This is a genomic window from Allobosea sp. 2RAB26 (genome assembly GCF_052115465.1).
In the GTDB taxonomy this organism is placed as follows: Bacteria; Pseudomonadota; Alphaproteobacteria; order Rhizobiales; family Beijerinckiaceae; genus Allobosea.
Genome location: NZ_JBFRGS010000009.1, coordinates 170,994 through 192,418, shown reverse-complemented (window position 1 = coordinate 192,418; position 21,425 = coordinate 170,994). Strand labels below are relative to the sequence as shown.

Sequence of the window (21,425 nt, the reverse complement as noted above, 5' to 3'; positions counted from 1 at the left end):
CATCGCACCGGGAAATCGGTGGCACCTGTCCGCGCCCCATACACTTCGAAATAGGAGATCATCATGTCCAGAATTCTTGCCGCCATGGCGGTATCGGTCGTCTGCGCGGCCTCGTCTGCGGCGACGGCCCAGGTTCCGCTCACCAGCTATGTCGACGCCAACGGCTTCATCGATGTTCAGGCCCTGACCTGCGCGCAGCTGGCCGGAACCTTCCAGGAGGACGCCGATGCGCTCTCTGCATGGTATAGCGGCTGGTATAACGGCCTCGCCAAGAAGCATTTTCTCGACCTGAAGAAGGGCAAGGTCGTCGAGCACGAGGTCATCGTGTACTGCAAGGCCAATCCCGGCAAGAAGATCATCGAGGCGCTTGCCGTCGTGTTCAAGGATGAGCGCGCCAAGCTGGGAATCGAGATGAAATAGCCCACTGTTGGCGGGCGATCGGATCAGCAACGGGCGGGCGCTTGAATGGAGCGTCCCTCCCTTGATGACATTGGCACATCTCCAGGCCCTCAATCGACAGGGAACGACATGAACACGCCTATCCTGGCTGGGATCGCAATATCGATTGGACTGATCCTGGCAGGCTGCCAGTCGTCGCAATCGCGGCAGGCGCAGCTTGCCGCAATCTGTGCAGATCCCAACAACAGAGCGGCGAAGTCCGGCTACTGGTCGGAATGCCAGACACTGTATCCGTCGTCGGACAAGGCATTGCAGAAGGATTATCTGCTCGGCTCTGCCGTCGGCAACTAGATCATCGGACCGGATAACGTATCCAGTCCGATGATCTAACACTTTGTCTTTGCATCGGCTTTGCCCCGAAAACCGCAATCCACTTTTCGGGCCGATGCTTTAGGTCCCGGAACTCCTCTCCTCGCCGGTCAGACCTCCGACACGCGCGGCGAATGCCGCTGCGTGCCGGCGTCAACACGCCGCCTAAGTCGAACCTATCTCTGGAGAATGTCATGACATCGCGCGTCGTCGCTGCGCTTGCAGTCTCGCTCGGGCTGGCCCTGGCCGGGTGCCAGTCCACGCCCCAGGCCGTGCAGCAGAAGGAAGACCTGCTCTCGGCCGCCGGCTTCGTTCCACAGCCCGCAAACACCCCGCAGCGCCTTGCGGCCATGAAAAAGCTGCCGCCCAACAAGTTCGTTCAACAGACGAAGAACGCTGAGATCGTCTACGTCTACGCCGATCCCATCGTCTGCCAGTGCGTCTACTTCGGCAGCCAGGCGGCTTACGCCCAATTTCGCCAGATGGTCTTCGCGCAGAAATTGGCCAACGAGCAACAGATGACAGCGGTGATGAACCAGGACGCCTTCGATTTCGGGCCCTGGGGCGGGCCAGGACCATTCATGTACTGAAATCGCTGTCGAATCTGAACTGAAAAAACCCGAACTCCACGAGAGCTGATCGCCCGCATCCATTTGCGGGCCGGTGCATGCAATCGATCCGACATTCACGAAGGACGCGTTGAAGATGTCTACCTCATCTACAGTATTCGGTGCCGGACTTGCTTTCGCACTGTTCTCGTTCGCCGCGCAGGCTGCCGACCTGCCGTCGCGGCGGATCGAACCTGCCATTCCCATGCCGCCTGCCTTCACATGGACCGGTTTCTATGTCGGTGCCCAGGCCGGCTGGGCGCAGACCAGAACCGAACTGACGCCGGGCGCCGTGATCGCCGGTCGGGCCGCCGTTGCTTCATTGCCGAGCCTGAACAGGGACGGCGCTACGGTCGGTCTGCTGGCGGGCTACAACTACCAGATCGGCCAACTTGTCCTCGGTGGCGAGATCGACGGCGCAGCCCTCATCACCGGCAAGCAGCGCTTCACCGCGCTGACCGGCGATTTCATCACCGCCCATACCAACTGGGCCGGCTCGGCCAGGCTGCGCGTCGGTTATGCCTTCGACCGGTTCATGATCTACGCAACCGGCGGCCTCGCCTTGGCCGACGCCAAGTCGACGGTGACGGGCACGGGTTATTCCTATGGCGCAGGCGACAGCACCCGTCTTGGCTGGACGCTCGGCGCCGGCGCCGAATACGCCATCACCAACAACTGGATCGCTGGCCTGGAGTATCGGTACTCACAATTCCAGGAGGATACCTACACCTACCCGGTTAGCGTCGGCGGGCTCGGGATCGTCGGTTTCAAGCAGCAATTGAGCACCAACCAGGTTGTCGGGCGGCTGCTCTACAAGTTCTGACTCTCTCGACGACTTCCTCCGGGGCAGGCTGCGTGCCGGCCGTCGGAGATCCATCCTCCCTCCAGTTCCGAAACGGGGCTACGACATGAAATATGCCATTTTCGGCTTGGGCGCCCTGGCTCTGGCCGCCGCCCTCGCCCCGACAGAGGCCAGCGCCGTGGTTTGCGCACGCGGGGTCGTCCGGGCTGGTTGTGCCGGGCCCAATGGTGCGGTCGCGGTGCGACGCCCGGTTGCCCCGCGCGCCGTGGTCGTCACGCCGGCGCGCCGCGGCTGTACGATCATCAACGGCCGGCGCGTGTGTCGGTGATAGCGCGCTGCTGCATGGGCGAACGGCGCTCGCGCTAGCGGGCGATCCGGCTTCGACCGCGCCCTGCCTCACGGCGCCAGGCCCGGCCATGCCAAGCCTGGAGCCTGAAGGACCACGGTGAGCCTCCGGTCGTCCCACGATCAGATCGTGGGTGCCATCACAGTTTCGGGGGAAGCCCAGCGCGTTCGAAGACCGGCACCAACTCCGTCCTGCCGGCCAGCGAGCCCCCCGTCGGCACATCTTCGGCTGCTTGCCGGACGGCCTCTTCGGATTCCGTCAAGCCGTCCGGCGTGTCGTTGGCATCGCTGCCTTCGTCATGGATATTGGTGCGGTCGCTGACGCGACGGCCCGTGGTAGCCGGGTCCGCCTCGATCGGACTTTCGGTCGGAGCGAGCGTTGCGCGCTCATCCTCGAGCAGCGCAGGGTTTTCGCGGGGCTTTTGCATGGTTTCCTCCTGTCGGGGAGGAAGCCGCCGGGGCGGGATTTGTTCCGGAATGGGCTCGGCGCGTGGAGCGCAAGCATCGCAATTGCCGATCGCGGAGCCGCCGGAGCCGGTGGTCGGGCATCGTGGCCAACGAAGCCGCCGACCGCCCTCGCCGCAACCTAGGCGGGAGTATTCCGCCGGAAAATACGGCGCGGCGACGCCATTCGGGGGTAGCGAACGGCCCCTCGACACTTAGTGTGGGGCGGGGTGCACCGTCCAACAAGCCGGAGCCTTGCGATGACCATCACCATCACCGCCTTTGAACGCTCCCCCGATCGCGGCAGAGGGCTGGCGCGTGACATGCGCGTTCGCTGGGCGCTCGAAGAAACGGACCAGCGCTACGACGTTCGCCTGCTTTCCTTGCCCGCGATGAAGGAGCCCGCGCATCGTGCGCTTCATCCCTTCGGGCAGATCCCGACCTATCAAGACGGCGATCTCGCCCTGTTCGAGTCGGGAGCGATCGTTCTCCATATCGCGCAGAGTCACCCGGGCCTGCTGTCCGCCGATGCGAACGCCCGTGCGCGCGCGATCGCATGGATGTTCGCCGCGCTCGCCACGGTCGAGCCACCGATCGTCGAGCGCAGCATGGCGGTGCTCCTGGAACGCGACAAGCCCTGGTACGAGGCGCGCCTGCCTGTCCTCGAGGATCGGGTCCGTGTCCGGCTCGGCGAGCTTTCGCAGCGGCTTGGCGAGGCCGATTGGCTCGACGATGGGTTCAGCGCCGGCGACCTGATGATGGTGACGGTGCTGCGCCGGTTGCACGGCTCGGGCCTCCTCGAGGGATGTCCAAACCTCTCCGCCTATGTCGCCCGCGGCGAAGCCCGGCCCGCCTATCAGCGCGCCTTCGCGGATCAGCTGGCGGTCTTCACCGCCACCCAGCCGCCCGGCTGATGAAGACCCCGCGGCCGGTCGGTTCCCGCATTGGCTGCTCCGGCAGGGACATTGGCGGGCCGGCTTCAGCCCCGCCGAAGATGTTGCGCTGCGACGCCATGGGGATGACGCAGATGCTGCGCATCATCCGCCATGACGCGTTGCCCGGGATTACGGCTGGGCGCGCGTCGATGCTGTAATCAGACAGGAGACGACCATGAAGATCGTGACCAGCCTGAGCTTCCAGGGCCAGTGCCGCGAGGCGTTCGAGTTCTACGCCAAAGTCCTGGGCGGAAAGATCACCGCCGCCATATCCTATGGCGACGCGCCTCCGGGCATGCCGATCGCGGACGAGAAGTTCAAGACCTGGTTGATGCATTGCTGGCTCGAGGTCGGCGACCAGGCCTTGATGGGCGCCGACATGGACGTCAAATGGGCTCCCAATATCGACAAGCCCAAGAACGGCTTCGACGTCACCCTGCACAGCGACGACAAGGCCAAGTCCCAGCGCTGGTTCGAGCAATTGTCGGAAGGCGGCAAGGCCGTCATGCCGTTCGGCGAGACCTTCTGGTCGCCCGGCTTCGGCTCGCTCGTCGACAAGTTCGGCGTGCCCTGGATGATCAACACCATCCCATCGGCCGGCTGGAAGCCGCCGCAGGGCTGATCCTCCCGACGAGGCGACAGCCAGGACATGAGCGGAGACTTGGTGCCGGCCCGCGTCCGGGGACTTCCCCTGGTGCGGCCGGTGGTCATCTCACCCCTCTGACCCACTCCTCCAACACTCGTCTGATCGCCTGTTCCGCCGGCGCGTCACGCGTGAAGGCCCACCATGTATGCGCGCCTTGCCAGAGGCTCGCCATCTGCCACCCGAGGCGTTCGCCCCGCGTCCGGTCGCTCGAGAGGCGGCGGCCGAGGATTTCGGCGAGGCGACGGCCCCAGGCCGCGCCGCGGCTGCGCAGCGCGGGATTGCGGATGTCTTCCCTCAGCAGCAGCAGGCCGTTGGTGGCGTCGCGTTCCGCGGTTTCGGACGGCATCAGCCGGATCAGAAGGTCGATCGCGCCCTCAGGCGTCGGCGGTGCCTCAGCGTCCGCCGCCTCGGTCTCCGCGTCGAGCCGGTCCCAGGCGTGCAGGAGAATAGCCTGAACCAGGGCCTCGCGATTGCCGTAGCGCTGCACCAGCGTCGCCGGGGAGAGGCCGCAGGTCTTCGCGGCGCGGGCGAAGGTGAGACCGTCGGGGCCCGTCTCCAGCATCGTCCCGAGAAGTGTCTCGAGAACCTGCTCGTCAGGGATCGTTTTGCGTCTTGCCATGGTAATATATAAACGTACGTTCGTTTATTATTCAACGGAGAAGCCGCCATGGCCAGGATTCTGGGATATATCGCCGCCAGCCTCGATGGGCGGATCGCCACCGAGGACGACAATCTCGACTGGCTGTTCAAATACGACGACATGAACCTCGGCGAGCACGACTACCGCAGCTTCCTCAAGCGCATGCGCACCGTGGTGATGGGGCGGAGCACCTATGATTTCGTAGCGGGAGACGCCTCCCCCTGGGCCTATGGGGACAAGCGCGTCATCGTCGTCACATCGCGGGCGATCGACGATCCGAAGGGTCCGCTGGAGGTCCGCAGCGACGTCGATGCGCTGATCCACGAACTTCGCGGGCTGGACGACGGCGACGTCTGGATGCTGGGCGGCGGGCAGCTGCAGATGGCCTTCCTCGAGCGCGGCGCACTCGACGAGATCGAGATCTATGTCATCCCGGAAATGCTCGGTGGCGGCCGGCCGCTCTTTCCACTCACCGGCTTTCGGGCGAGCCCGACGCTCATCAGCGCGCAGGCGGTCGACAAGGGCTGCGTGCGGCTGCACTACCGGTTCTAGACGCATCGCCGAGGCCAGATCGCAAATTCCGATGCCCCCGCGGTCGGCCGGGAACCAGACGCTCTGGCAAGGGAGTCCGACGGCAGTCACAGCTGACACCGCTCCTTCTACATCGCCTTTCCGCAAAGGCGTTTTGCGCTGAATTGGCATGAGCGCGATCGTCCAACACGATGCAAATAGTGATGGAATCCTCGATGGCCATCTGATCGCGCTCTACAGAATAGGCCCCGGACAGAAGTCGGAGAGACCTGTCTAACCGCGTTCTGCGCGGGCTCGCGAAGTGCGCCGACACAGGCCGCAGCCTCGATCGAGACCCGCTATCATTCAAACGCATGATGAAGCGGTTCTAGTGGCATCCGATAAATGACCCTAACCTTAGGCGGGGCTGGCCATGGTTTCGGAGTCATTTCAAGCACCGGCGTCAGGTCGAGAAAGCCGGAGTGATGCAAAGCGCGCCGGTGTTTCCATCGGGCAAAACGTCTCTGACTACACTTCGAATCGCGATTTTCTTCCTCTTCGTCAAGACGAGCGCGTGGGGAAGGACCCTGCCGGCACTCCCGTGATCGCCCCCCTGGGCAGCGCCACCGGGACGGATAGCCCTCCCATCCTGTTCCTGCTCCCGGGCTCGGTCGGTTACGGCCCGAGCCTGGCTGCCTTCGCCGCGGCCATGGGCAAGGTCACCCGGGTGGTTCCGATCAAATACCCTGGCCTGCGGATGATATTGAACGGACAGAACACGCTCGCCGACATGGCCGCCGACGCGATCCAGCAGATCGGGCGGGCCCAGCCCTCGGGCGATGTTCGCGTTCTCGGCCATTCGCTTGGTGGCGCCGTCGCTTACGAGGTCGCGCGGCAGCTGCTCAGCGCCGGACGATCGGTCAGGTTCCTGGGATTGCTGGACACGAGCCTCGAGGGCGAACGAAGCAAGTATCGGGAGATCATCACCCGCACGTTCCATCGGATACGGACCAATCGCGTGGCCGCCTCCCGGATGGCCTGCCGCGCCCTTGCGAAGGGGACGGCCGCGATGGGCCACGAAGCGCGCCTGGCGGGGATGCTCGACCGCTATACCAAGGAGCAGTTCAATGGGACCTGCTTCAGAATCCAGCTGGAGCTGCAGGAGGTCTTGCGGGCCCGCGCCTTCTTCGCGTGGCTGGCCGAGCCGAAGCAGCAGCTGCCCCTGGCGGGCACACTGTTCCGCTGCAAGCGGGAGGGAATGACGAGGGAGCTCGGCTGGGACAGCGCCCTGGCGGGCGTGGAGGTCATCCCGATCGCAGGCGGCCATCTCGACCTCGTCATGGAGCCCCATCTCTCGGCGAACCGCCCCCTGATCGAGCAGGCCGTGGCGCTGAGCTATTCGCCAGCCGCGTCCCACCTACACGAGCGGAGATTGCCGACGTGACCGCGCCGGCACACCCGCTGCTCGCCGCCGAAGGCTGTCCTTCATGGACGGGATCGCAGCTCCTTCGCCAGCAACGCGTATCCAAACATTGGATAGGGCGCACCCGCCGACCCAGCAGGTCGATTTTGAAGAATTGAGAACTTTCTGAATTGAGCACGAGGTCAATGATGATCATCGAGAAGACCAGCGATATTTACACTGGGGCCATTCGCGCATTCCTGGCCGCGAATTTCTTCCTGGACGATGCAGATGAGCTGGAGGCCGGCGCCTCGCTCCTCGAGCACGGCATCATGGACTCGACCGGGGTGCTCGAGGTTGTCGGCTTCATCGAGCACACATTCGGAATTACCGTCGAGGATAGCGAAATCCTGCCCAAAAACCTCGACTCCATCCAGGCGATCGCGCAGTTCGTCACCCACAAGAAGAACGGGCAGTCGGCACTGGAGCTTTGAGCCGGAGCTCGGGCCGCCGCACGGCAGGGCCAGAGCGAGCGACCTCGTGCGGCCAGTCGGCATGCTCCCCCCGGCGAACTGGCCCATCCATGCGAGGCCGAGCAAGATGCTGGGGGCGATCGCCAGCCCCCCTGCGAGGCGCGCCAGCATTCAAAGCGATCTTGCAGGTCCCGCGCAATGTCGGGCGGAGCCGATGAGGCCGGGCGGGCAAGGCACGGATCGGGCTCTTCAGGGCCCGATCCGTGCCTTGCCCGCGCGCGCGGCCTCCACGACCTCGCGGATCGCATCGATCACGAGTTGCGGAGAATAGGCATAGATGTTGTGGCCGCTATTCGTGTTCGCGACGAGCCTGGCGTTGAGTGACGTTGCGAGCAAGGTCTGCGATGCCCTCCAGTCCGCGAAGGAGACGCCGCCGACCGGGTCGCGCTCCGGTGGGGAGGATGGCGGTTGCCATGGCTTGTCGCCGGCAAGCACGACGGCCGTCAGTTCCCGCAGTCGAGGGGCAGCCTCGATCTTGGCGAAGGCATCGAGGAGCATGATCGCTTCGGGAGCCGCCGGCGCGGACTGCCTGTTGAGCGCGTCCCATTTCGCCACATGCTTCGGGCTTGCCACCTCGCGCATCAGGGGTGTCGCAGCGTCGACCATGACGAGCCCGCTCACCTCATCGGGCCAAGTCCGTGCAAAAAGCGTGGCGATCAGACCTCCGTAGGAATGGGGCACGAGCACGTAAGGGCGCGGTTCGCCCGCTGCCGTCAGCAGCCGATGGAGATCGTCAGCCGCCTGGTCGGCCGGATGCGGCTGGGCGACTGGCGTGGACTGATCCGGTCCGTCGAGCCTCACCCCTGGCCGGTCATAGGCGCAGACGCGGGTGAAGAGGGACACCATCGGAAAGACCGCCGACCCGCCCCTGCGAAGATTGCCCTTCCCCCAGGCCACGGCGTCATAATCGGCCTGGTGGGCCGGGTCGGCGGGATCGAGTGTCTCGCTCCAGTCGGCAGCGCCATTCCCCTTGCCCGAGATCAGCACGACCGTCGGCGATCCGGCGCCAGTGCATTCGAGATAGATCTTGCGGCCAGCGCCGATCGCGACCGAGCCGGAGAAATCTTCGGCAACCGACGCGTCCGCAGTGATGAGGATGAGCGCCGCGGCCAGAGAAAGGCACGAGCGGGATCGTGCTGCAGTGGGCATGACGATCTCCGGTCGCTTCAATAGCCCTGCTGGATCGCGACGACGACGGCCGCCACATCGGCCCGGGCGGCGGAATAGTCCTGCAGCGACAGGAAGGGGATGTTGTTGACCATCAGGCTATAGACAAGCCGGCGCCCGCTCCTGGCGTCGATATATCCGGTCTGGGTGGTGGCAAGCGCGACAAGTTGCCCGGCAGCACTTCCGGCGACCATGTCGCCATCCTTGATCCGGACATGCGCGGCCGCCGGCGACCCCGCGCCGTTCAGTGCCTGCGAGCCGTCGACCCCGAGCACGGCCATGCCATCATGAATAGCGCTCCCCCAGGGCGTGGTCGTTACGTCCCTGAGGAAGGTCGCGAGATCCGACGGCGTCGTCCGGCTGTTATGGCTGCTTCCGGCACCGTCGAAGACATAGGTTCCGGTTGACGACACGCCATGCCGGGCGAGCAGCTTCAGCACCTCGGCCAGCCCATCGCCGCAATCGGGACTTCCGGCCTTCACCGCGGCAAGACAGACCATGAGGTCGGCGCCGCGGTTGTAGCTCACCTTCAGGATCACCTTGACGAACTCGGACAGCGGCGGCGAGACATATTCCGCCACCCGGTTGGCACCGCCATAGGCGCCCGCATCGGGCAGCGACCTGGCGGGGCCGAGCGGAGGAGCGGTGACCCTGATCCCGGCCCGCATGAGCGCCTCGATGAAGACGGTGCGCGCGAAGGCAGTGGAATCGGCGATCTGGGACATCGTCAGGATCGGAGGCCCGTCCGAAGCGATCTTTCCGCTGACCCGAACCACCCCGGCGCCCCGTGTCGTCACCTCAAGCGGCCCGGCCGTGCCGGCAACCGTGGTGACGTCGTTCTCGACGGTGATGGCGGCGCTCTTCGGACGCCAGTCGAGCTTAGGTTTCTCCCCGGGCTTCGTCGGCGTCACCATGATGTCGATGACGTTCTCGTTGACCCAGATCGGAGCGATCGGCCCGGACGAGAACCCCCGATAGGTCTCGAAGAGACGATCGTCGATCATCACATCGCCGGTGATTTCGCGGATACCCGCAGCCTTGACCTGCGCGGCCAGGGCATCGAGCGCCGCGAGCGGATCGCTGTTCCTGACATAGGCGCCGCCCGGGAAGCCGGTAGAGGTGGTGTTGTGGTCGACCTCGGGCAGGCTGTTGAAGCCAAGCGTGCCGTTGGGCTGCTCGCGAAGCCCGAAACTGAAATCACCGGACGCGACGAGGACGAGATCTCCGTCGAGCACGTCGCCCTTGAGGTTGCCGAGCCTGTAGACCGGTGTCCGGAAACGGTAGTCGGCGCCATAGCGGTCAAGGGCGGTCGCAACGCTGTAGGTCTTCATGACCGAGGCTGGCAGCAGCGACTTATTCCCAGCCTGATCGATCAACGTCTTGCCGGTCGCGAGATCGGCGAGGTGGATGCCCCAGCTCATATGGGCAAAGATCGGCTTGGCTTGGAGGCGCTCTATGGCCTGGGCAACAGAGGCCGGAACCTCTCCGGACACCCCCGCGGCGGGATCAGCGGTCGCTCCGCCCCCCGCCGACAGCACCGCCAGGAGCGCGATCGCGACATGTCTGATCACGGTCATTGCCTGTCCCTGCCTCGCCAGCCACGCTGCTGCTTCATCATCCGCTTCAGCGCCACTGTCTGGGGGCGCCAGTCGTCCATCCCGCCGTCCTGCCGCATCCGCAGGCGATCGACATGCACCGGAACGACTGCAATCCCAGGCTTGGGGCAGCTCAGGATTCGCCGTGCCCGCAGCACCGCTTTCGTCGTCTGGATCAGTCGCGCCCATGCCTTCGCATAGGCCGCCGCAATCGCTTCGGCTCTTGAGAACAATGGCCATCTAGAGGGAAATCGCGGTCGATCGCCATGACCTCGCATCCCAATCTGATGACTGTCCGTCTAAGACCGCGGCACCGGCGAGCCCATCGGCAATGGAACGCCAGATCGTCGTCTCGAACAACTCGCTCAGTCGGCCGATGAGCAGCGTCCGGATCGTCAGATCCCGATCGATCGAGGGCCGACCCCGTCTCGCTGTAGAACGGACGCAGACGCGAGCGGAGATTGCCCTGGCGACCTTGAGATCATGTATCGGATCACACCAGTGGCGCGTGCCTTTTCGCCGCCAGCCATTCAGCAGTGCTGCGCAGGCCATCAAGCCAGGTGCGTCTGGGCCGCCAAGGCGTTTCCCGCGTGATCAGCGAGATATCGAGGATGTTGACGGGCACGTCCGCGGCTCGGCCGGCGCGATATATCCTGGACCGGCCGGCAGTGCCGGTGATGGCCTCGATATCGCTCGCCACCTGATTAATGCTGAGCCCTGCCCCCGATCCGACATTCATGACGCGGTGCGGTCCGTCATAGGTCGCAGCCCAGAGGAAGGCCGAGACGACGTCGTCGATATGAATGAAATCGCGCACGATCTCGCCCGTGCCCCAGATTTCGAGCGGCTTGCCGGCGAGCGCGTGACTGAGCATCGCGGCGACGACGCCTTGGCGCTTCAGAGCCGATTGCAGCGGGCCATAGGCGTTGGCGATGCGCAAGGAGAGATATTCGAGCCCGTAAAGGTGGTGATACAGGGCGAGGTATTTCTCGATCGCAAGCTTGCCGACGCCATAGGCCGATATCGGATGGGTCGGCGCGGTTTCCACGATCGGATGCCTGTCGGCCGGGCCATAGACGGTACCGCCAGACGAGGCGAAGACGACCCTTCTGACGGCGGCATCGTTGCAGATATCCAGGAAGCGCAACGTGCCCAGCACATTCGTCTCGAGATCGGAAACGGGCTTTTGCCCGGGGCTTCCCGGCACGGAACTGCTCAGGAGATGGAACACGATCTCCTGCCCCCGCGCGGCTTCGGTGATCGCCGCTTGATCCTCGAAATATCCGCTGCTCCAATGAACCCGCTCGTCCAGCGCCCGCCGATCGGCCGGCGCGCGCCCGAAGGCCCGGACGACCGCGCCTTGACGGGCCAGAGCGTTGGCCAGGTTGATACCGAGAAATCCGCCTCCACCCATGATCAGGCAACGGGTGCCATCGAGCCTCGGAACATCAACAGTGGCAATTGGCATGTCTACTCGTTGGGTCAGGATAGAAAAAACGTAATCAATCAAGCAAACCGAAATCGATACGGTTTTATTTCGAATTTGCGAATGAATTTATCCGATATAAATAAGCAACAATCCCATGCCATGGCGTCATAAAACCTCATTTATCGGGATAATCGAACAGAACAATCTAATCTCCATGACAAATCTCAGGATTAATATGGCATGAATATGAGCAACGTGCCGGGTGAACCATGGCTCTTCCCGCCTGCAGGCGACCGGTTGCACGATCCGTCCGGCGATGGGGCCGATGTCAAAGTCGCCGTTATTGTCCCAGCTTATGGCCAACCCTTGCTGACCGCCGAGGCGCTGAATACGGCGTTGGCACAGGTCACTGATTTCAATTTCGCCATTGTCATCGTGAATGACGGATGCCCTCACCCTGAAACAGACGAGGTCTGCCAGACATTTGCTGCGACCTGCCCGGGGCGGATCTTCTATTTGCACAAGCGCAATGGAGGTTTGAGCGCCGCACGCAACACTGGAATTGACTTCGCTCTGGCGGCCTTCCCGGATCTGGAGGCCGTCTACCTGCTCGACTGCGACAACCGCATCGGCCCCCATCTCCTGCAACGGCTTCTGGCCGCCTTGCGCAATGCCGATGCGAGCATCGGCTGGGCCTATCCGGATGTCGACAAGTTCGGCTTCGCCGAATTCGCCGATACCTCGGGACCCTATTCGCCGCTGGAGCATCTGTTCCGCAATTTCTGCGAGGCAGGCAGCATGGTCTCACGGCGCATGCTTGACGCCCCAATCCGTTTTGACACCGAGATGCGCCAGGGCGTCGAGGATTGGGAATTCTGGCTGCATGGCCTCGAGCGCGGCTTTCGCGGGGTCCACGTGGCCGATGCGGGTTTTGCTTACCGCCGCCGGGGAGAAAGCATGCTGGTGGCGGCAGAACGGGATTTCACCCCGATCCTCCGCTATATCCGCAACCGCCATCCGCTCCTGTTCGGTATTCGCAACGTCCTGGCATTTGAGACCGAGGCTCGGTCGCGTTATGCGATCTATCACCCCGATACAGGGCTGGTTCGGTGCTTCACCGGGGAAAACAACGTCACGACCCTGACGGTCAGTGACTATGTCATCCGTCTGCTGCGCGCCCGGTTGCGCCCCGCTTACGGTCACTGCCCCGGGCAGCTTGTCGTCATGAGCAACTCATTATGCGAAACGCTTGCCGCGCAATCGCTGCTGGCTGGCGTCTTGTGGACGCTCGAGCGCGGGCTTGCCCGATCGACCCTCGTTACGTGCTCAATGCGGGATCGATTGCACGATGATCGTCTTCTGGCCTGGAGCGAGGGGACGATTGTCCAGGAGCAGACGGACAGGTTCCGGCTGACATCTGATCGGACCCATATCCTGGCCGTCGAGGCATCCTTTCTCGTCGAGCACGCATCGCTGCGCGCGCACGATCTGCATGCCCTGCCCCGGCAGCCGGGCAAGCGTCAGCATGCGATCGAACTCGATCTCGCCGTGAGGGGAGCGCCGGCCGATCTCGAGCCAATCGATCAGGCCTTTGCGCGACTGTGCCGGGATATCGCCGCTGCTGGAGACGGGGCCAGCCCTGCCGACTGGACGTCGGCAATGCCGAACACGTACCGGCTCCAGGCGGCGCTGCCGCGCGATCTGTACCCGGAACTCTTCAATCTCTCGTCGGCCTTCCCCTGCGGATCGTCCGATGCCAGGCCCCTTGCTGCCGTGGTACTCGCCTCGGGGCGGCCTGAGAGCGTTGCGACCGCCGAAAGGCTGGCACTGACACTCATCGAAGCGGGGTGGGAGGTTCATCTCGTGGCGATCGCGAGGGAACTCGCCCTCGCGCCCGGCCGCGCAAAATGCTTTTCGCAGGTCATTGCATTGCCCCTGCCGGAGCTGCTGTCCCGCGCATGGACACGGAGCTATCAGGGGACGCCGATGCCCTGCTTCGACCAGTTGGATACCGATGACGCCATTTCCACATTGGCTGGCTATCACCGCGCCGTGTCGGTGGATGGTGGGGTTTCACACACATTGATGGGCGCGTTGCGTCGACTGAAAGTGGAGACATGGGCGTTGCTCGGATACGGCGAAGATGGTCAAGCAACCAGCCAGGCCGTGAATGCATGTTCGGCGTTCGAGCAGGCCTACACGCATATCGTCGTCGGCAACGCGGAACTCTTGCGCCTGTGCCGGGCTTTCGCCATGCCAAGCACAAAGATGCGTTATTGGTCCAATCGAAGCACTGATCTGGAATATGAAGACTTCGGCGTCAAACCACTGATTGAACCCGAGACGGCACCGAAATCCAGGCAGGCTGTCTGATGGCCCTTCAAACGACCCAAAACCTGTTACGGCGCCTCTACTCCGCCGATCCCAAGGTCATCGTGCTGAGCGGCCCGGGAACATCGCCTGCGCGCGCCAGGCCGGCATCGGCTCTTCACTGGTATGGCTGCAAGCTGGTCGCGTGCGACCACTATGTCCTGACCGACTATGGACAGGCGGAAGACGCGTTGCCGTCAGCGCTGTGCAGTCTGGAGATCCCGCCTACGAATGTATGGGCCCTGTGGGCTCCCGATCCGATCGAAGAACACTCTCTGCGTGCCTTGCAGGCGTGGTGGACCAAGACCGGGGGGTCAGAGACGCCTGTCCCCTGCATTGCGGGGAACAGAGCAGAGCTCGATGCAGCCATACTCGAGCGCTCCTTACGTGAAACAAGCCGATTGCAGCATAGCAACCAGCTATTGATGCGTGACCTGGCGGCCTTGCGGGAGAGCTGGACCCATCACGTTCGCATTCCCCAGGAACTCGAGGAATTGGTCGCCACCCTGCGAATGGGGCGTCCGCAGCTCATCTTCAACAGCCCCCTTCCCCGTTCGGATGTCGAAATTCCCGCCTCTCCCGAAGAGCCCGACGTCAGCGACACCGGGCCATGCCTCTCGCAGCGGCTACCCAGCTCCGCGAGGGGATGGCTCGGCATCGATCTGCATATCGCCGATCCCGGGCGGGGCGCCGGGCATCTGTGCGCGCAGATCGAGGCCTCCGATGCGGGGACGCTTCTGGCGCAGTGGCGCGTTCCCTTCGATGTGCTCTGCAGGGGCTGGCTTCCTCTGCGCCTGCCCAGCGCATCGACTTGCACGTCGCGTTCCCTGACACTCAAGCTCTGGGCCCGTGGCGGCGAGGTGGCGCCTCGTCTTTCGACCTGTTCGGCCGGCGTCATGCACGAATACCGGCTTGCCCCGCAAAGCCTGGCGCAGCCGGACGAGCGAGACGCAGCGACCATGCTTGCGATGAAACTATGGGGCGGACTGCCGGGAATCCGGTCTCTTTCATCCGAAGATGATGGCGAATTCCGACATGAAGCAGGAGCGATGATCCCGGTCCCCGACTCCGTCGTCGGCAAGGCGCATCTTACCCGGGAACAATCTGCTGCTTACCCGGTGTTCGGCTATATCGAGCAGGGAAAGGTCCTCCTGCGCCCCCTGAAGACAACGTCATCTGCGGCTGTCATCAGCCTGCCTGCCACGCCGGGCCTGATCGAGATTTCATGCGAGGTCATGATCGACGACAAGCGCTGCCAGACGCGCCGCCTCGGAGCCCGGCTGGTCGTCACTCCGCACGGGATCGGCCCAGACGACGCAGAAAGCGGCCAGAATGTCCTTGCTGCGACCGAATGGACAGAACTGAACGAGCCGCTTGCACCGTCGCGACTGGTTGCACGGCTGCCATTTGCAGAGAACAGACCGGTTGACCTTCATCTGTTCACGCGTTTGCCCGAACCGGGTCCAATCCCACCGCACGGCCGGGTGGTGTTTGGTCGGTTCGAAGCAGAGATTCATGCCGCATCAGCCTGGGGCATGGCCGCCGTGCTGCCTGTCGCAGATGGTCGAACGGCCCGGCTATGAGGCGGCAAAGCTCCTCCGGGCTCCCGGTGCGACACCCCTGCACATCGCTTCGAGACAGCGCGATGGTGCGACACAACCACGTTCCCGAACGCGATCCGGAGGCGGACAACTCACGCCGTCCGATACGCGCCCACCGGCATCAGCACGCCGCCTGACGCGAACCGATACAGCCGGGCGAAGCGAACGCGGGACCGTGGCCGGCGCGGAGAACCTCCGCGCCGGGTCGAGCTCGATCCAGTCGCTGGTGCCATAGGCGAACAAGGCAGGCCTCATAGCAGCAACGGCCCCGCGGCCGGTTGGAAGCCGCCCAGAGCTGAGCCTTGCACCGGCGCGACAGCCGCGGATGCAACGATGCCGGCTGAAATCTCCAACTCGCGTGGTCGCCGCCGCCACGGCACGCCCTCCCCCTCGCCTTTCCCGCGATCGCCGTTCCACAGGCGGCTGCAAGGCCCGGCGTTGACGTCCGGCTCTGGTCATCGTATTGGTCTGACCAGAACAAAGAACAAGTGATCTTGGGATGGACGCTCAGGCTGCAGAAGACCCGAAAGGGTTCGAGAAGGTTTTTGCGTTTTTGCGCGAACAGCTTCTCGACGGCACACTCAAGCCCGGCGACAGGTTGATCGCCGAGCGCGAACTCGCCGTGCAACTCGGCGTCAGCCGGCCTATCGTGCGCGAAGCGCTGCGAGCCCTGCATATGTTGGGCATCGTCGAGATCCGCGATCGCATCGGCACGATCGTCAAACGCCCCGACATCTCGATGCTGAAGGATTTCTTCGCGCTGGCGCTCGCTCAGCAGGCCGACCTGATCGACGATGTCATGGAGGCGCGCATCGCGATCGAATGCCAGGCGATCCGCCTGGCCTGCGAGCGCGCGATGATCGCCGATTTCGAACGCCTGCAGCGCGCGCTCGTCCGCATCGGTGCGACGATCGACGAGGCCGAGGCCGGGAGCCTGGCCGATTACGATTTCCACCGGGCGATCGTGCTGGCCTCGCGCTCGCAGACGCTCGCCGTCCTGCACGATTCGATGTCGACCTTGCTCGCCCGCTCGCATCGCAGCCGGCGCGAGCTGGTGCAGATGTTCGGCTCGATGAAGACCTACCTGATCGACGACCATAAGAGGGTCTTCGACGCCATCGTCGCGCGCGATCCCGATCGCGCCGAAGTCACCTTGCGACGGCATTTTGCCATCGGCGACGAATATCGGCGCCGCGCGGCGCTTGGCGACGGGGACAGCGGCGAACCGGCCACCGGCTAGAGCCTTTCAGAAGAAGAGAAGCGCTATGGGACGAAACGACAAGGGGCACGTCGGCTTCATCGGCCTCGGCACGATGGGGCGGGAGATGGCGCGCAACCTCCTGAAGGCCGGGCACAGCGTCACGGCCTTCGACATCGTCGGCAGCGCCGTCGAAGAACTCGCCTCCGCCGGCGCGGTCGCGGCGACAAGCCCGGCGCAGGCCGCCGCGAGCGCGGATATCGCCATCACGATGCTGCCCGACACGCCGCAGGTCGAGGAGGTCGTCTACGGCGCGCAAGGGCTGCTCGCCTCGCCGCCCGCCGGCCGCCTCATCGTCGACATGAGCACGATCTCGCCTGTCGCCGTGCGGCGCATTCATGCCGATCTCAAGGCGACGCGCACCGATTTCATCGATGCGCCGGTGTCGGGCGGGCCGATCGGCGCCAAGAACGCGGCCCTGTCGATCATGGCCGGCGGCGAGGCCGAGGCCTTTGCCCGCGCCGAGCCCTATTTCAGGGCGATGGGCACGACGATCACCCATGTCGGTGCGCCGGGAGCCGGCCAGGCGGTCAAGCTCTGCAATCAGCTGATCTGCGGCATCAATATACAGGCGATCTGCGAGGCGATCGCGCTTGGCCGGGCCTCGGGCGTCGATCTCGAGCAGCTCCGCAATGTCCTGCTCGGCGGCTCGGCCGCGTCCTGGATGCTCGAAAAACTCGGCCCGGCCATGATCTCCGGCGATGTCGGGGCGGGCTTCCGCATCGACCTGATGCTGAAGGACCTCAGGCTGGTCCAGGAGCAGGCCCAGGCCCTTTCGGTGCCCCTGCCCGGAACCGCGCTGGTTACCAGCCAGTACATCGAAGCCCGCGCCCATGGCGAAGGCGCCAATGGCAACCAGGCGCTTTTCCGCGTCTATGACCGCATGACGAACAGAGCCTGAGGCGGGCGGCGGCGATGGGCCTGAACCTCGACTTTTCCGTCGTTCTGGAGCGCTGGCCCCTGTTCTGGGACGGCGCGGTCATGACGCTGAAGCTCGCCGCTCTCGCGATCCTGTTCGGCGGGGTCATCGGCACCTTCTGCGCCGTCGGCCGCAACAGCGGAAACCGCCTGATCGCGCGGGTCTGCACGCTCTATGTCGAGGCGATCCGCAACACGCCGTTGCTCGTCCAGATCTTCCTTGTCTATTTCGGCCTCGCCAGCGTCGGCTTCAAGTTCTCGGCCTTTTCCGTCGCGGCCGCCGCGCTCGCGATCAATGTCGGCGCCTATACCGCGGAAATCATGCGCGCGGGCTTCGAATCCATCCCCGTCGGCCAGATCGAGGCGGCCGAGGGCCTCGCCCTGTCGCGCTTCCAGATCTACTGGCATGTCATCCTGCTGCCGGCCACCGAGAAGGTCTATCCGGCACTGACCAGCCAGTTCGTGCTGCTGATGCTGGCCTCGTCCGTGACCTCGCAGATCTCGGCGGAAGAGCTGACCGCCGTCGCCAACTACATCCAGTCGGACACCTATCGCGCCTTCGAGACCTATATCCTGGTCGCGATCGCCTATGTCGTGCTCTCGCTCGTGCTGAGAGCCGGCTTCTGGGCGCTGGGGCTTGCGCTGTTTCCGCGCCGCCGGCGCCTCGGCACGGCGTTGTGACGGCGATGGGTGGGTCTCTCAACGCCAATCACCTGTTGTACCTCGGCCATGGCGCACTGTGGACGATCGGCCTGTCCACGATCGCCCTGGTCGGCGGTGGTCTGCTCGGCTTCCTGATCGCGCTCGCGCGGGTGTCGCCGAGCCGCACGATACGCCTGCTCAGCGGCGGCTACGTCCAGCTGATCCAGGGAACACCGCTGCTGGTGATCATGTTCCTGGGCTATTTCGGCCTTTCGGCGCTGGGCTTCTCGATCTCGGCGCTGATGGCGGCCAGCGCCTCGCTGACGATCTATGTCGGCGCCTATTTCGGCGAGATCTGGCGGGGCTGCATCCGGTCCGTGCCGAAGCCGCAATGGGAAGCGGCCGAAGGCCTGGGCCTGAGCCGGACGCAGCGGATGATCAAGGTCATCCTGCCGCAGGCGATGCGGATCGCGACGCCGCCGACGGTCGGCTTCATGGTGCAGATCATCAAGAACACCTCGCTGGCGTCGGTCGTCGGCTTCGTCGAACTCGCCCGTGCCGGCCAGATCATCAACAACTCGCTGTTCGAGCCCTTCCTGATCTACGCGATCATCGCGGTGATCTATTTCGCCCTCTGTTTCCCGATCTCGGCGCTCAGCCGTCGCCTGGAGCGACGCATGGGCAATGGTCGCACGAAACTGATGCCGGCTTGACCAGGCAGGAGACGCAGATGACCCAGGACAGCCCGGTCGTTTCCCTCAGGGATGTTCACAAGAGCTTCGGCAGCCTCAAGGTGCTGGACGGCGTCGATTTTTCGGTGGCGCGCGGCGATGTGCTCGTCCTGATCGGCCGTTCCGGTTCCGGCAAGAGCACCGCACTGCGCTGCATCGACCGCTTCGAGACGATCGACAGTGGCGAGATCCATGTCTGCGGCCACCGTGTCGATGCCCCCGACATCGATCTGCGGGCGCTGCGCCAGGATGTCGGCATCGTCTTCCAGAGCTACAATCTCTTTCCGCATCTGACGATCGAGCAGAACATCACGCTGGCGCCGGTCTCGGTGAAGCGGATGGCCAAGGCCGAGGCCCGCGAACGCGCCCAAACGGTGCTGGCGCAGGTCGGCCTGGCGGAAAAGCTCCATGCCTATCCCGAACAGCTCTCCGGCGGTCAGCAGCAGCGCGCGGCGATCGCGCGCTCGCTCGCCATGCAACCGAAGGTGATGCTGTTCGACGAAGTGACCTCTGCGCTCGACCCCGAACTGACCGGGGAAGTGCTGAAGGTCATCGAAGCGCTCGCTGCGGACGGCATGACCATGGTGATGGTCACGCACGAGATGGGATTTGCCAGGGGCATCGCCGACAAGGTGGTGTTCATGCATGCCGGCAAGGTTCACGAGACGGGAACAGCCTCGATCCTTGCCGCTCCGGCGACGCCGGAACTCGCCCAGTTCGTCGGAACGGGCTTTTAAAAAATCCAAGGCAAGGGAGATCCAGGGATGAAACGCAATGCAATCGCCACCATGCTGCTCGCGGCTGGGCTGGCAACGCTGTCCGGGCACGGCGCACGCGCCGATGTGCTCGACGACGTCATGAAGGCGAAGAAGATCCGGATCGCGACGGATCTGGCGATACCGCCGTCGGGCATGATGGACGGCACGATGAAGCCGACGGGCTCGGATGTCGAAACCGCCGAGCTTCTCGCCAAGGACTGGGGCCTGCAGCTCGAGTTCGTGCAGACGACCGGCGCGACGCGCATTCCCAATGTGCAGACCAACAAGGCCGACATCATCATCTCGACGCTGTCGGTGACGCCCGAACGCGCCAAGGTGATCGACTTCTCGAAGCCCTATGCCGCCCTGCAATCGGTGGTCGGCTGCCTGAAGTCCGATCAGGTCAAGAGCTGGGACGATCTCAAGGGCAAGACGATCGGCGTCTCGCGCGGCACCACGCAGGACACCACGCTCACCAACATGAAGGAACGCGACCTCAAGCTCGCGCGCTATGACGACGATGCGACCATGGTCACGGCAGCGATCTCCGGGCAGGCCGACTGCATCGCGACTTCGGCGACGATCGTCAGCCAGATCGGCGTCAAGGCGCCGGCCCGCGCCTTCGAGCCGAAGGTCTCGATCACCAATTTCGATCTCGCCATCGGCGTGAAGAAGGGTGAGCCGAAGCTGCTCGAAAAGCTCGATGCCTGGGTTCAGGAGAACCTCAAGAACGGCAAGCTCAACGCCATCTACAAGAAGTTCCACGGCACCGAACTGCCCGAGAATATGCGGGGCTGACGTCAGACAGGCCGGCGGTGCGCACTTGCGGCCGCCGGCTCCCACTTCGAAACAAGGATACTACCCATGCGCCTCGTCATTGGTTCGGACCACGCCGGATGGTCTCTCAAGAAGCACGTCATCGACCACATCAGGACGCTCGGGCACGATGTGCTCGATGTCGGATCCTTCGATGACCAGCCGGTCGACTTCCCCGACATCGCACGCGAGGTGGCGCGCAAGGTCACGTCCGGCGAGGCCGAACGCGGCATCATGGTCTGCGGCACCGGTGTCGGCGCCTCGATCGCGGCCAACAAGATGAAGGGCATCCGCGCGGCCGTCTGCCATGACGTTCACTCGGCCCATCAGAGCGTCGAGCATGACGATGTCAACGTCATGTGCATCGGTGCCAAGATCATCGGCCCGTGGCTGGCGAGCGACCTCATCGACGCCTATCTGGCGGCAGAGTTCTCCACCGACGAGGACTTCCGCCGCCGCGTCGACAAGCTGCACGCGATGGACGCGGAAGGCTGAGCGAACCCGCCG

Annotated in this window: 24 protein-coding genes; 19 read left to right on the top strand and 5 right to left on the bottom strand. The window is 64.2% G+C overall.

Going from position 1 to position 21,425, the window contains the following annotated elements:
* Window positions 1-63 precede the first annotated feature (63 nt).
* The 5 genes from AB4118_RS19205 (at window position 64) to AB4118_RS19185 (ending at window position 2,506) form a co-directional block, all read left to right on the top strand.
* Window positions 64-420 (top strand): HdeA/HdeB family chaperone, encoded by a 357-nt coding sequence (locus tag AB4118_RS19205; protein ID WP_441491246.1) that lies wholly within the window; start codon window positions 64-66, stop codon window positions 418-420.
* A 108-nt stretch (window positions 421-528) separates the two neighbouring features.
* Complete coding sequence (locus AB4118_RS19200; RefSeq protein ID WP_441491245.1) at window positions 529-750, top strand: hypothetical protein; 222 nt, start codon at window positions 529-531, stop codon at window positions 748-750.
* Window positions 751-962: 212 nt separating this feature from the next.
* A complete protein-coding gene (locus tag AB4118_RS19195; protein ID WP_441491244.1) occupies window positions 963-1,358 on the top strand; it encodes a hypothetical protein in 396 nt (131 codons plus the stop codon).
* Between the two features lie 115 nt (window positions 1,359-1,473).
* Entirely contained in the window at window positions 1,474-2,199 is a 726-nt protein-coding gene (locus AB4118_RS19190; RefSeq protein ID WP_441491243.1) for an outer membrane protein, read from the top strand.
* A gap of 85 nt (window positions 2,200-2,284) precedes the next feature.
* Window positions 2,285-2,506: a hypothetical protein gene (locus AB4118_RS19185; protein WP_074471640.1), complete on the top strand. Its 222-nt coding sequence runs from the start codon at window positions 2,285-2,287 to the stop codon at window positions 2,504-2,506.
* A gap of 157 nt (window positions 2,507-2,663) precedes the next feature.
* Here AB4118_RS19185 and AB4118_RS19180 read toward each other — a convergent pair whose 3' ends face one another.
* Window positions 2,664-2,951, bottom strand: coding sequence for a hypothetical protein (locus tag AB4118_RS19180; RefSeq protein ID WP_441491242.1), 288 nt, complete (start codon window positions 2,949-2,951; stop codon window positions 2,664-2,666).
* Between the two features lie 276 nt (window positions 2,952-3,227).
* Here AB4118_RS19180 and AB4118_RS19175 point away from each other — a divergent pair, with 276 nt between their 5' ends.
* Window positions 3,228-3,881 (top strand): glutathione S-transferase family protein, encoded by a 654-nt coding sequence (locus AB4118_RS19175; protein ID WP_441491241.1) that lies wholly within the window; start codon window positions 3,228-3,230, stop codon window positions 3,879-3,881.
* A gap of 196 nt (window positions 3,882-4,077) precedes the next feature.
* A complete protein-coding gene (locus tag AB4118_RS19170; RefSeq protein ID WP_441491240.1) occupies window positions 4,078-4,524 on the top strand; it encodes a VOC family protein in 447 nt (148 codons plus the stop codon).
* Window positions 4,525-4,609: 85 nt separating this feature from the next.
* Here the strand turns inward: AB4118_RS19170 and AB4118_RS19165 are convergent, their stop codons facing one another.
* Window positions 4,610-5,167 (bottom strand): TetR/AcrR family transcriptional regulator, encoded by a 558-nt coding sequence (locus AB4118_RS19165; protein ID WP_441491239.1) that lies wholly within the window; start codon window positions 5,165-5,167, stop codon window positions 4,610-4,612.
* A gap of 48 nt (window positions 5,168-5,215) precedes the next feature.
* Here AB4118_RS19165 and AB4118_RS19160 point away from each other — a divergent pair, with 48 nt between their 5' ends.
* The 3 genes from AB4118_RS19160 (at window position 5,216) to AB4118_RS19150 (ending at window position 7,594) form a co-directional block, all read left to right on the top strand.
* Window positions 5,216-5,740 (top strand): dihydrofolate reductase family protein, encoded by a 525-nt coding sequence (locus AB4118_RS19160; RefSeq protein ID WP_441491238.1) that lies wholly within the window; start codon window positions 5,216-5,218, stop codon window positions 5,738-5,740.
* A 391-nt stretch (window positions 5,741-6,131) separates the two neighbouring features.
* Window positions 6,132-7,142 carry a thioesterase domain-containing protein gene (locus tag AB4118_RS19155; RefSeq protein ID WP_441491237.1) on the top strand — a complete coding sequence of 337 codons (1,011 nt, stop codon included), beginning with the start codon at window positions 6,132-6,134 and terminating at the stop codon, window positions 7,140-7,142.
* Between the two features lie 167 nt (window positions 7,143-7,309).
* Entirely contained in the window at window positions 7,310-7,594 is a 285-nt protein-coding gene (locus AB4118_RS19150; protein WP_441491236.1) for an acyl carrier protein, read from the top strand.
* Between the two features lie 228 nt (window positions 7,595-7,822).
* Here the strand turns inward: AB4118_RS19150 and AB4118_RS19145 are convergent, their stop codons facing one another.
* The 3 genes from AB4118_RS19145 to AB4118_RS19135 form a co-directional block, all read right to left on the bottom strand.
* The gene (locus AB4118_RS19145) at window positions 7,823-8,782 is read right to left on the bottom strand and encodes an alpha/beta fold hydrolase (protein ID WP_441491235.1); all 960 of its coding nucleotides are present in this window, start codon (window positions 8,780-8,782) and stop codon (window positions 7,823-7,825) included.
* A gap of 17 nt (window positions 8,783-8,799) precedes the next feature.
* On the bottom strand, window positions 8,800-10,377 hold the full coding sequence (gene dacB, locus AB4118_RS19140; protein WP_441491234.1) for a D-alanyl-D-alanine carboxypeptidase/D-alanyl-D-alanine endopeptidase: 1,578 nt from the start codon (window positions 10,375-10,377) through the stop codon (window positions 8,800-8,802).
* A 511-nt stretch (window positions 10,378-10,888) separates the two neighbouring features.
* A complete protein-coding gene (locus AB4118_RS19135) occupies window positions 10,889-11,863 on the bottom strand; it encodes an NAD-dependent epimerase/dehydratase family protein (RefSeq protein ID WP_441491233.1) in 975 nt (324 codons plus the stop codon).
* Between the two features lie 201 nt (window positions 11,864-12,064).
* On the opposite strand from AB4118_RS19135, the gene AB4118_RS19130 reads away from it, so the two are divergent.
* From AB4118_RS19130 to rpiB, 9 genes are all read left to right on the top strand, one after another.
* A complete protein-coding gene (locus AB4118_RS19130; RefSeq protein WP_441491232.1) occupies window positions 12,065-14,197 on the top strand; it encodes a glycosyltransferase family 2 protein in 2,133 nt (710 codons plus the stop codon).
* A complete protein-coding gene (locus AB4118_RS19125; RefSeq protein WP_441491231.1) occupies window positions 14,197-15,777 on the top strand; it encodes a DUF6212 domain-containing protein in 1,581 nt (526 codons plus the stop codon). The genes AB4118_RS19130 and AB4118_RS19125 overlap by 1 nt, the downstream gene beginning before the upstream one ends.
* A 517-nt stretch (window positions 15,778-16,294) precedes the next feature.
* The gene (locus AB4118_RS19120; protein WP_441491230.1) at window positions 16,295-17,035 is read left to right on the top strand and encodes a FadR/GntR family transcriptional regulator; all 741 of its coding nucleotides are present in this window, start codon (window positions 16,295-16,297) and stop codon (window positions 17,033-17,035) included.
* On the top strand, window positions 16,962-17,954 hold the full coding sequence (locus AB4118_RS19115; protein ID WP_441491229.1) for an NAD(P)-dependent oxidoreductase: 993 nt from the start codon (window positions 16,962-16,964) through the stop codon (window positions 17,952-17,954). Before AB4118_RS19120 ends, AB4118_RS19115 begins: the two co-directional genes overlap by 74 nt.
* Window positions 17,955-17,968: 14 nt before the next feature.
* On the top strand, window positions 17,969-18,652 hold the full coding sequence (locus AB4118_RS19110; protein ID WP_441491228.1) for an amino acid ABC transporter permease: 684 nt from the start codon (window positions 17,969-17,971) through the stop codon (window positions 18,650-18,652).
* A gap of 5 nt (window positions 18,653-18,657) precedes the next feature.
* A complete protein-coding gene (locus AB4118_RS19105; RefSeq protein ID WP_441491227.1) occupies window positions 18,658-19,326 on the top strand; it encodes an amino acid ABC transporter permease in 669 nt (222 codons plus the stop codon).
* A gap of 17 nt (window positions 19,327-19,343) precedes the next feature.
* Entirely contained in the window at window positions 19,344-20,081 is a 738-nt protein-coding gene (locus AB4118_RS19100) for an amino acid ABC transporter ATP-binding protein (protein ID WP_441491226.1), read from the top strand.
* Between the two features lie 51 nt (window positions 20,082-20,132).
* A complete protein-coding gene (locus AB4118_RS19095; RefSeq protein ID WP_441491368.1) occupies window positions 20,133-20,900 on the top strand; it encodes a transporter substrate-binding domain-containing protein in 768 nt (255 codons plus the stop codon).
* Between the two features lie 66 nt (window positions 20,901-20,966).
* Window positions 20,967-21,413, top strand: coding sequence for a ribose 5-phosphate isomerase B (gene rpiB / locus AB4118_RS19090; protein WP_069881807.1), 447 nt, complete (start codon window positions 20,967-20,969; stop codon window positions 21,411-21,413).
* Window positions 21,414-21,425 lie beyond the last annotated feature (12 nt).

What these genes read in the sequence shown, in the direction of transcription:
- AB4118_RS19170 (WP_441491240.1), top strand. Translation starts at nt 4,078, where the DNA reads ATGAAGATCGTGACCAGCCTGAGCTTCCAGGGCCAGTGCCGCGAGGCG.
- rpiB (WP_069881807.1), top strand. Translation starts at nt 20,967, where the DNA reads ATGCGCCTCGTCATTGGTTCGGACCACGCCGGATGGTCTCTCAAGAAG.
- AB4118_RS19120 (WP_441491230.1), top strand. Translation starts at nt 16,295, where the DNA reads ATGGACGCTCAGGCTGCAGAAGACCCGAAAGGGTTCGAGAAGGTTTTT.
- AB4118_RS19125 (WP_441491231.1), top strand. Translation starts at nt 14,197, where the DNA reads ATGGCCCTTCAAACGACCCAAAACCTGTTACGGCGCCTCTACTCCGCC.
- AB4118_RS19190 (WP_441491243.1), top strand. Translation starts at nt 1,474, where the DNA reads ATGTCTACCTCATCTACAGTATTCGGTGCCGGACTTGCTTTCGCACTG.
- AB4118_RS19155 (WP_441491237.1), top strand. Translation starts at nt 6,132, where the DNA reads ATGGTTTCGGAGTCATTTCAAGCACCGGCGTCAGGTCGAGAAAGCCGG.
- AB4118_RS19110 (WP_441491228.1), top strand. Translation starts at nt 17,969, where the DNA reads ATGGGCCTGAACCTCGACTTTTCCGTCGTTCTGGAGCGCTGGCCCCTG.
- AB4118_RS19175 (WP_441491241.1), top strand. Translation starts at nt 3,228, where the DNA reads ATGACCATCACCATCACCGCCTTTGAACGCTCCCCCGATCGCGGCAGA.
- AB4118_RS19100 (WP_441491226.1), top strand. Translation starts at nt 19,344, where the DNA reads ATGACCCAGGACAGCCCGGTCGTTTCCCTCAGGGATGTTCACAAGAGC.
- AB4118_RS19095 (WP_441491368.1), top strand. Translation starts at nt 20,133, where the DNA reads ATGCTGCTCGCGGCTGGGCTGGCAACGCTGTCCGGGCACGGCGCACGC.
- AB4118_RS19145 (WP_441491235.1), bottom strand. Translation starts at nt 8,782, where the DNA reads ATGCCCACTGCAGCACGATCCCGCTCGTGCCTTTCTCTGGCCGCGGCG.
- AB4118_RS19200 (WP_441491245.1), top strand. Translation starts at nt 529, where the DNA reads ATGAACACGCCTATCCTGGCTGGGATCGCAATATCGATTGGACTGATC.
- AB4118_RS19135 (WP_441491233.1), bottom strand. Translation starts at nt 11,863, where the DNA reads ATGCCAATTGCCACTGTTGATGTTCCGAGGCTCGATGGCACCCGTTGC.
- AB4118_RS19150 (WP_441491236.1), top strand. Translation starts at nt 7,310, where the DNA reads ATGATCATCGAGAAGACCAGCGATATTTACACTGGGGCCATTCGCGCA.
- AB4118_RS19185 (WP_074471640.1), top strand. Translation starts at nt 2,285, where the DNA reads ATGAAATATGCCATTTTCGGCTTGGGCGCCCTGGCTCTGGCCGCCGCC.
- AB4118_RS19165 (WP_441491239.1), bottom strand. Translation starts at nt 5,167, where the DNA reads ATGGCAAGACGCAAAACGATCCCTGACGAGCAGGTTCTCGAGACACTT.
- AB4118_RS19205 (WP_441491246.1), top strand. Translation starts at nt 64, where the DNA reads ATGTCCAGAATTCTTGCCGCCATGGCGGTATCGGTCGTCTGCGCGGCC.
- AB4118_RS19130 (WP_441491232.1), top strand. Translation starts at nt 12,065, where the DNA reads ATGAATATGAGCAACGTGCCGGGTGAACCATGGCTCTTCCCGCCTGCA.
- AB4118_RS19160 (WP_441491238.1), top strand. Translation starts at nt 5,216, where the DNA reads ATGGCCAGGATTCTGGGATATATCGCCGCCAGCCTCGATGGGCGGATC.
- dacB (WP_441491234.1), bottom strand. Translation starts at nt 10,377, where the DNA reads ATGACCGTGATCAGACATGTCGCGATCGCGCTCCTGGCGGTGCTGTCG.
- AB4118_RS19195 (WP_441491244.1), top strand. Translation starts at nt 963, where the DNA reads ATGACATCGCGCGTCGTCGCTGCGCTTGCAGTCTCGCTCGGGCTGGCC.
- AB4118_RS19180 (WP_441491242.1), bottom strand. Translation starts at nt 2,951, where the DNA reads ATGCAAAAGCCCCGCGAAAACCCTGCGCTGCTCGAGGATGAGCGCGCA.
- AB4118_RS19105 (WP_441491227.1), top strand. Translation starts at nt 18,658, where the DNA reads ATGGGTGGGTCTCTCAACGCCAATCACCTGTTGTACCTCGGCCATGGC.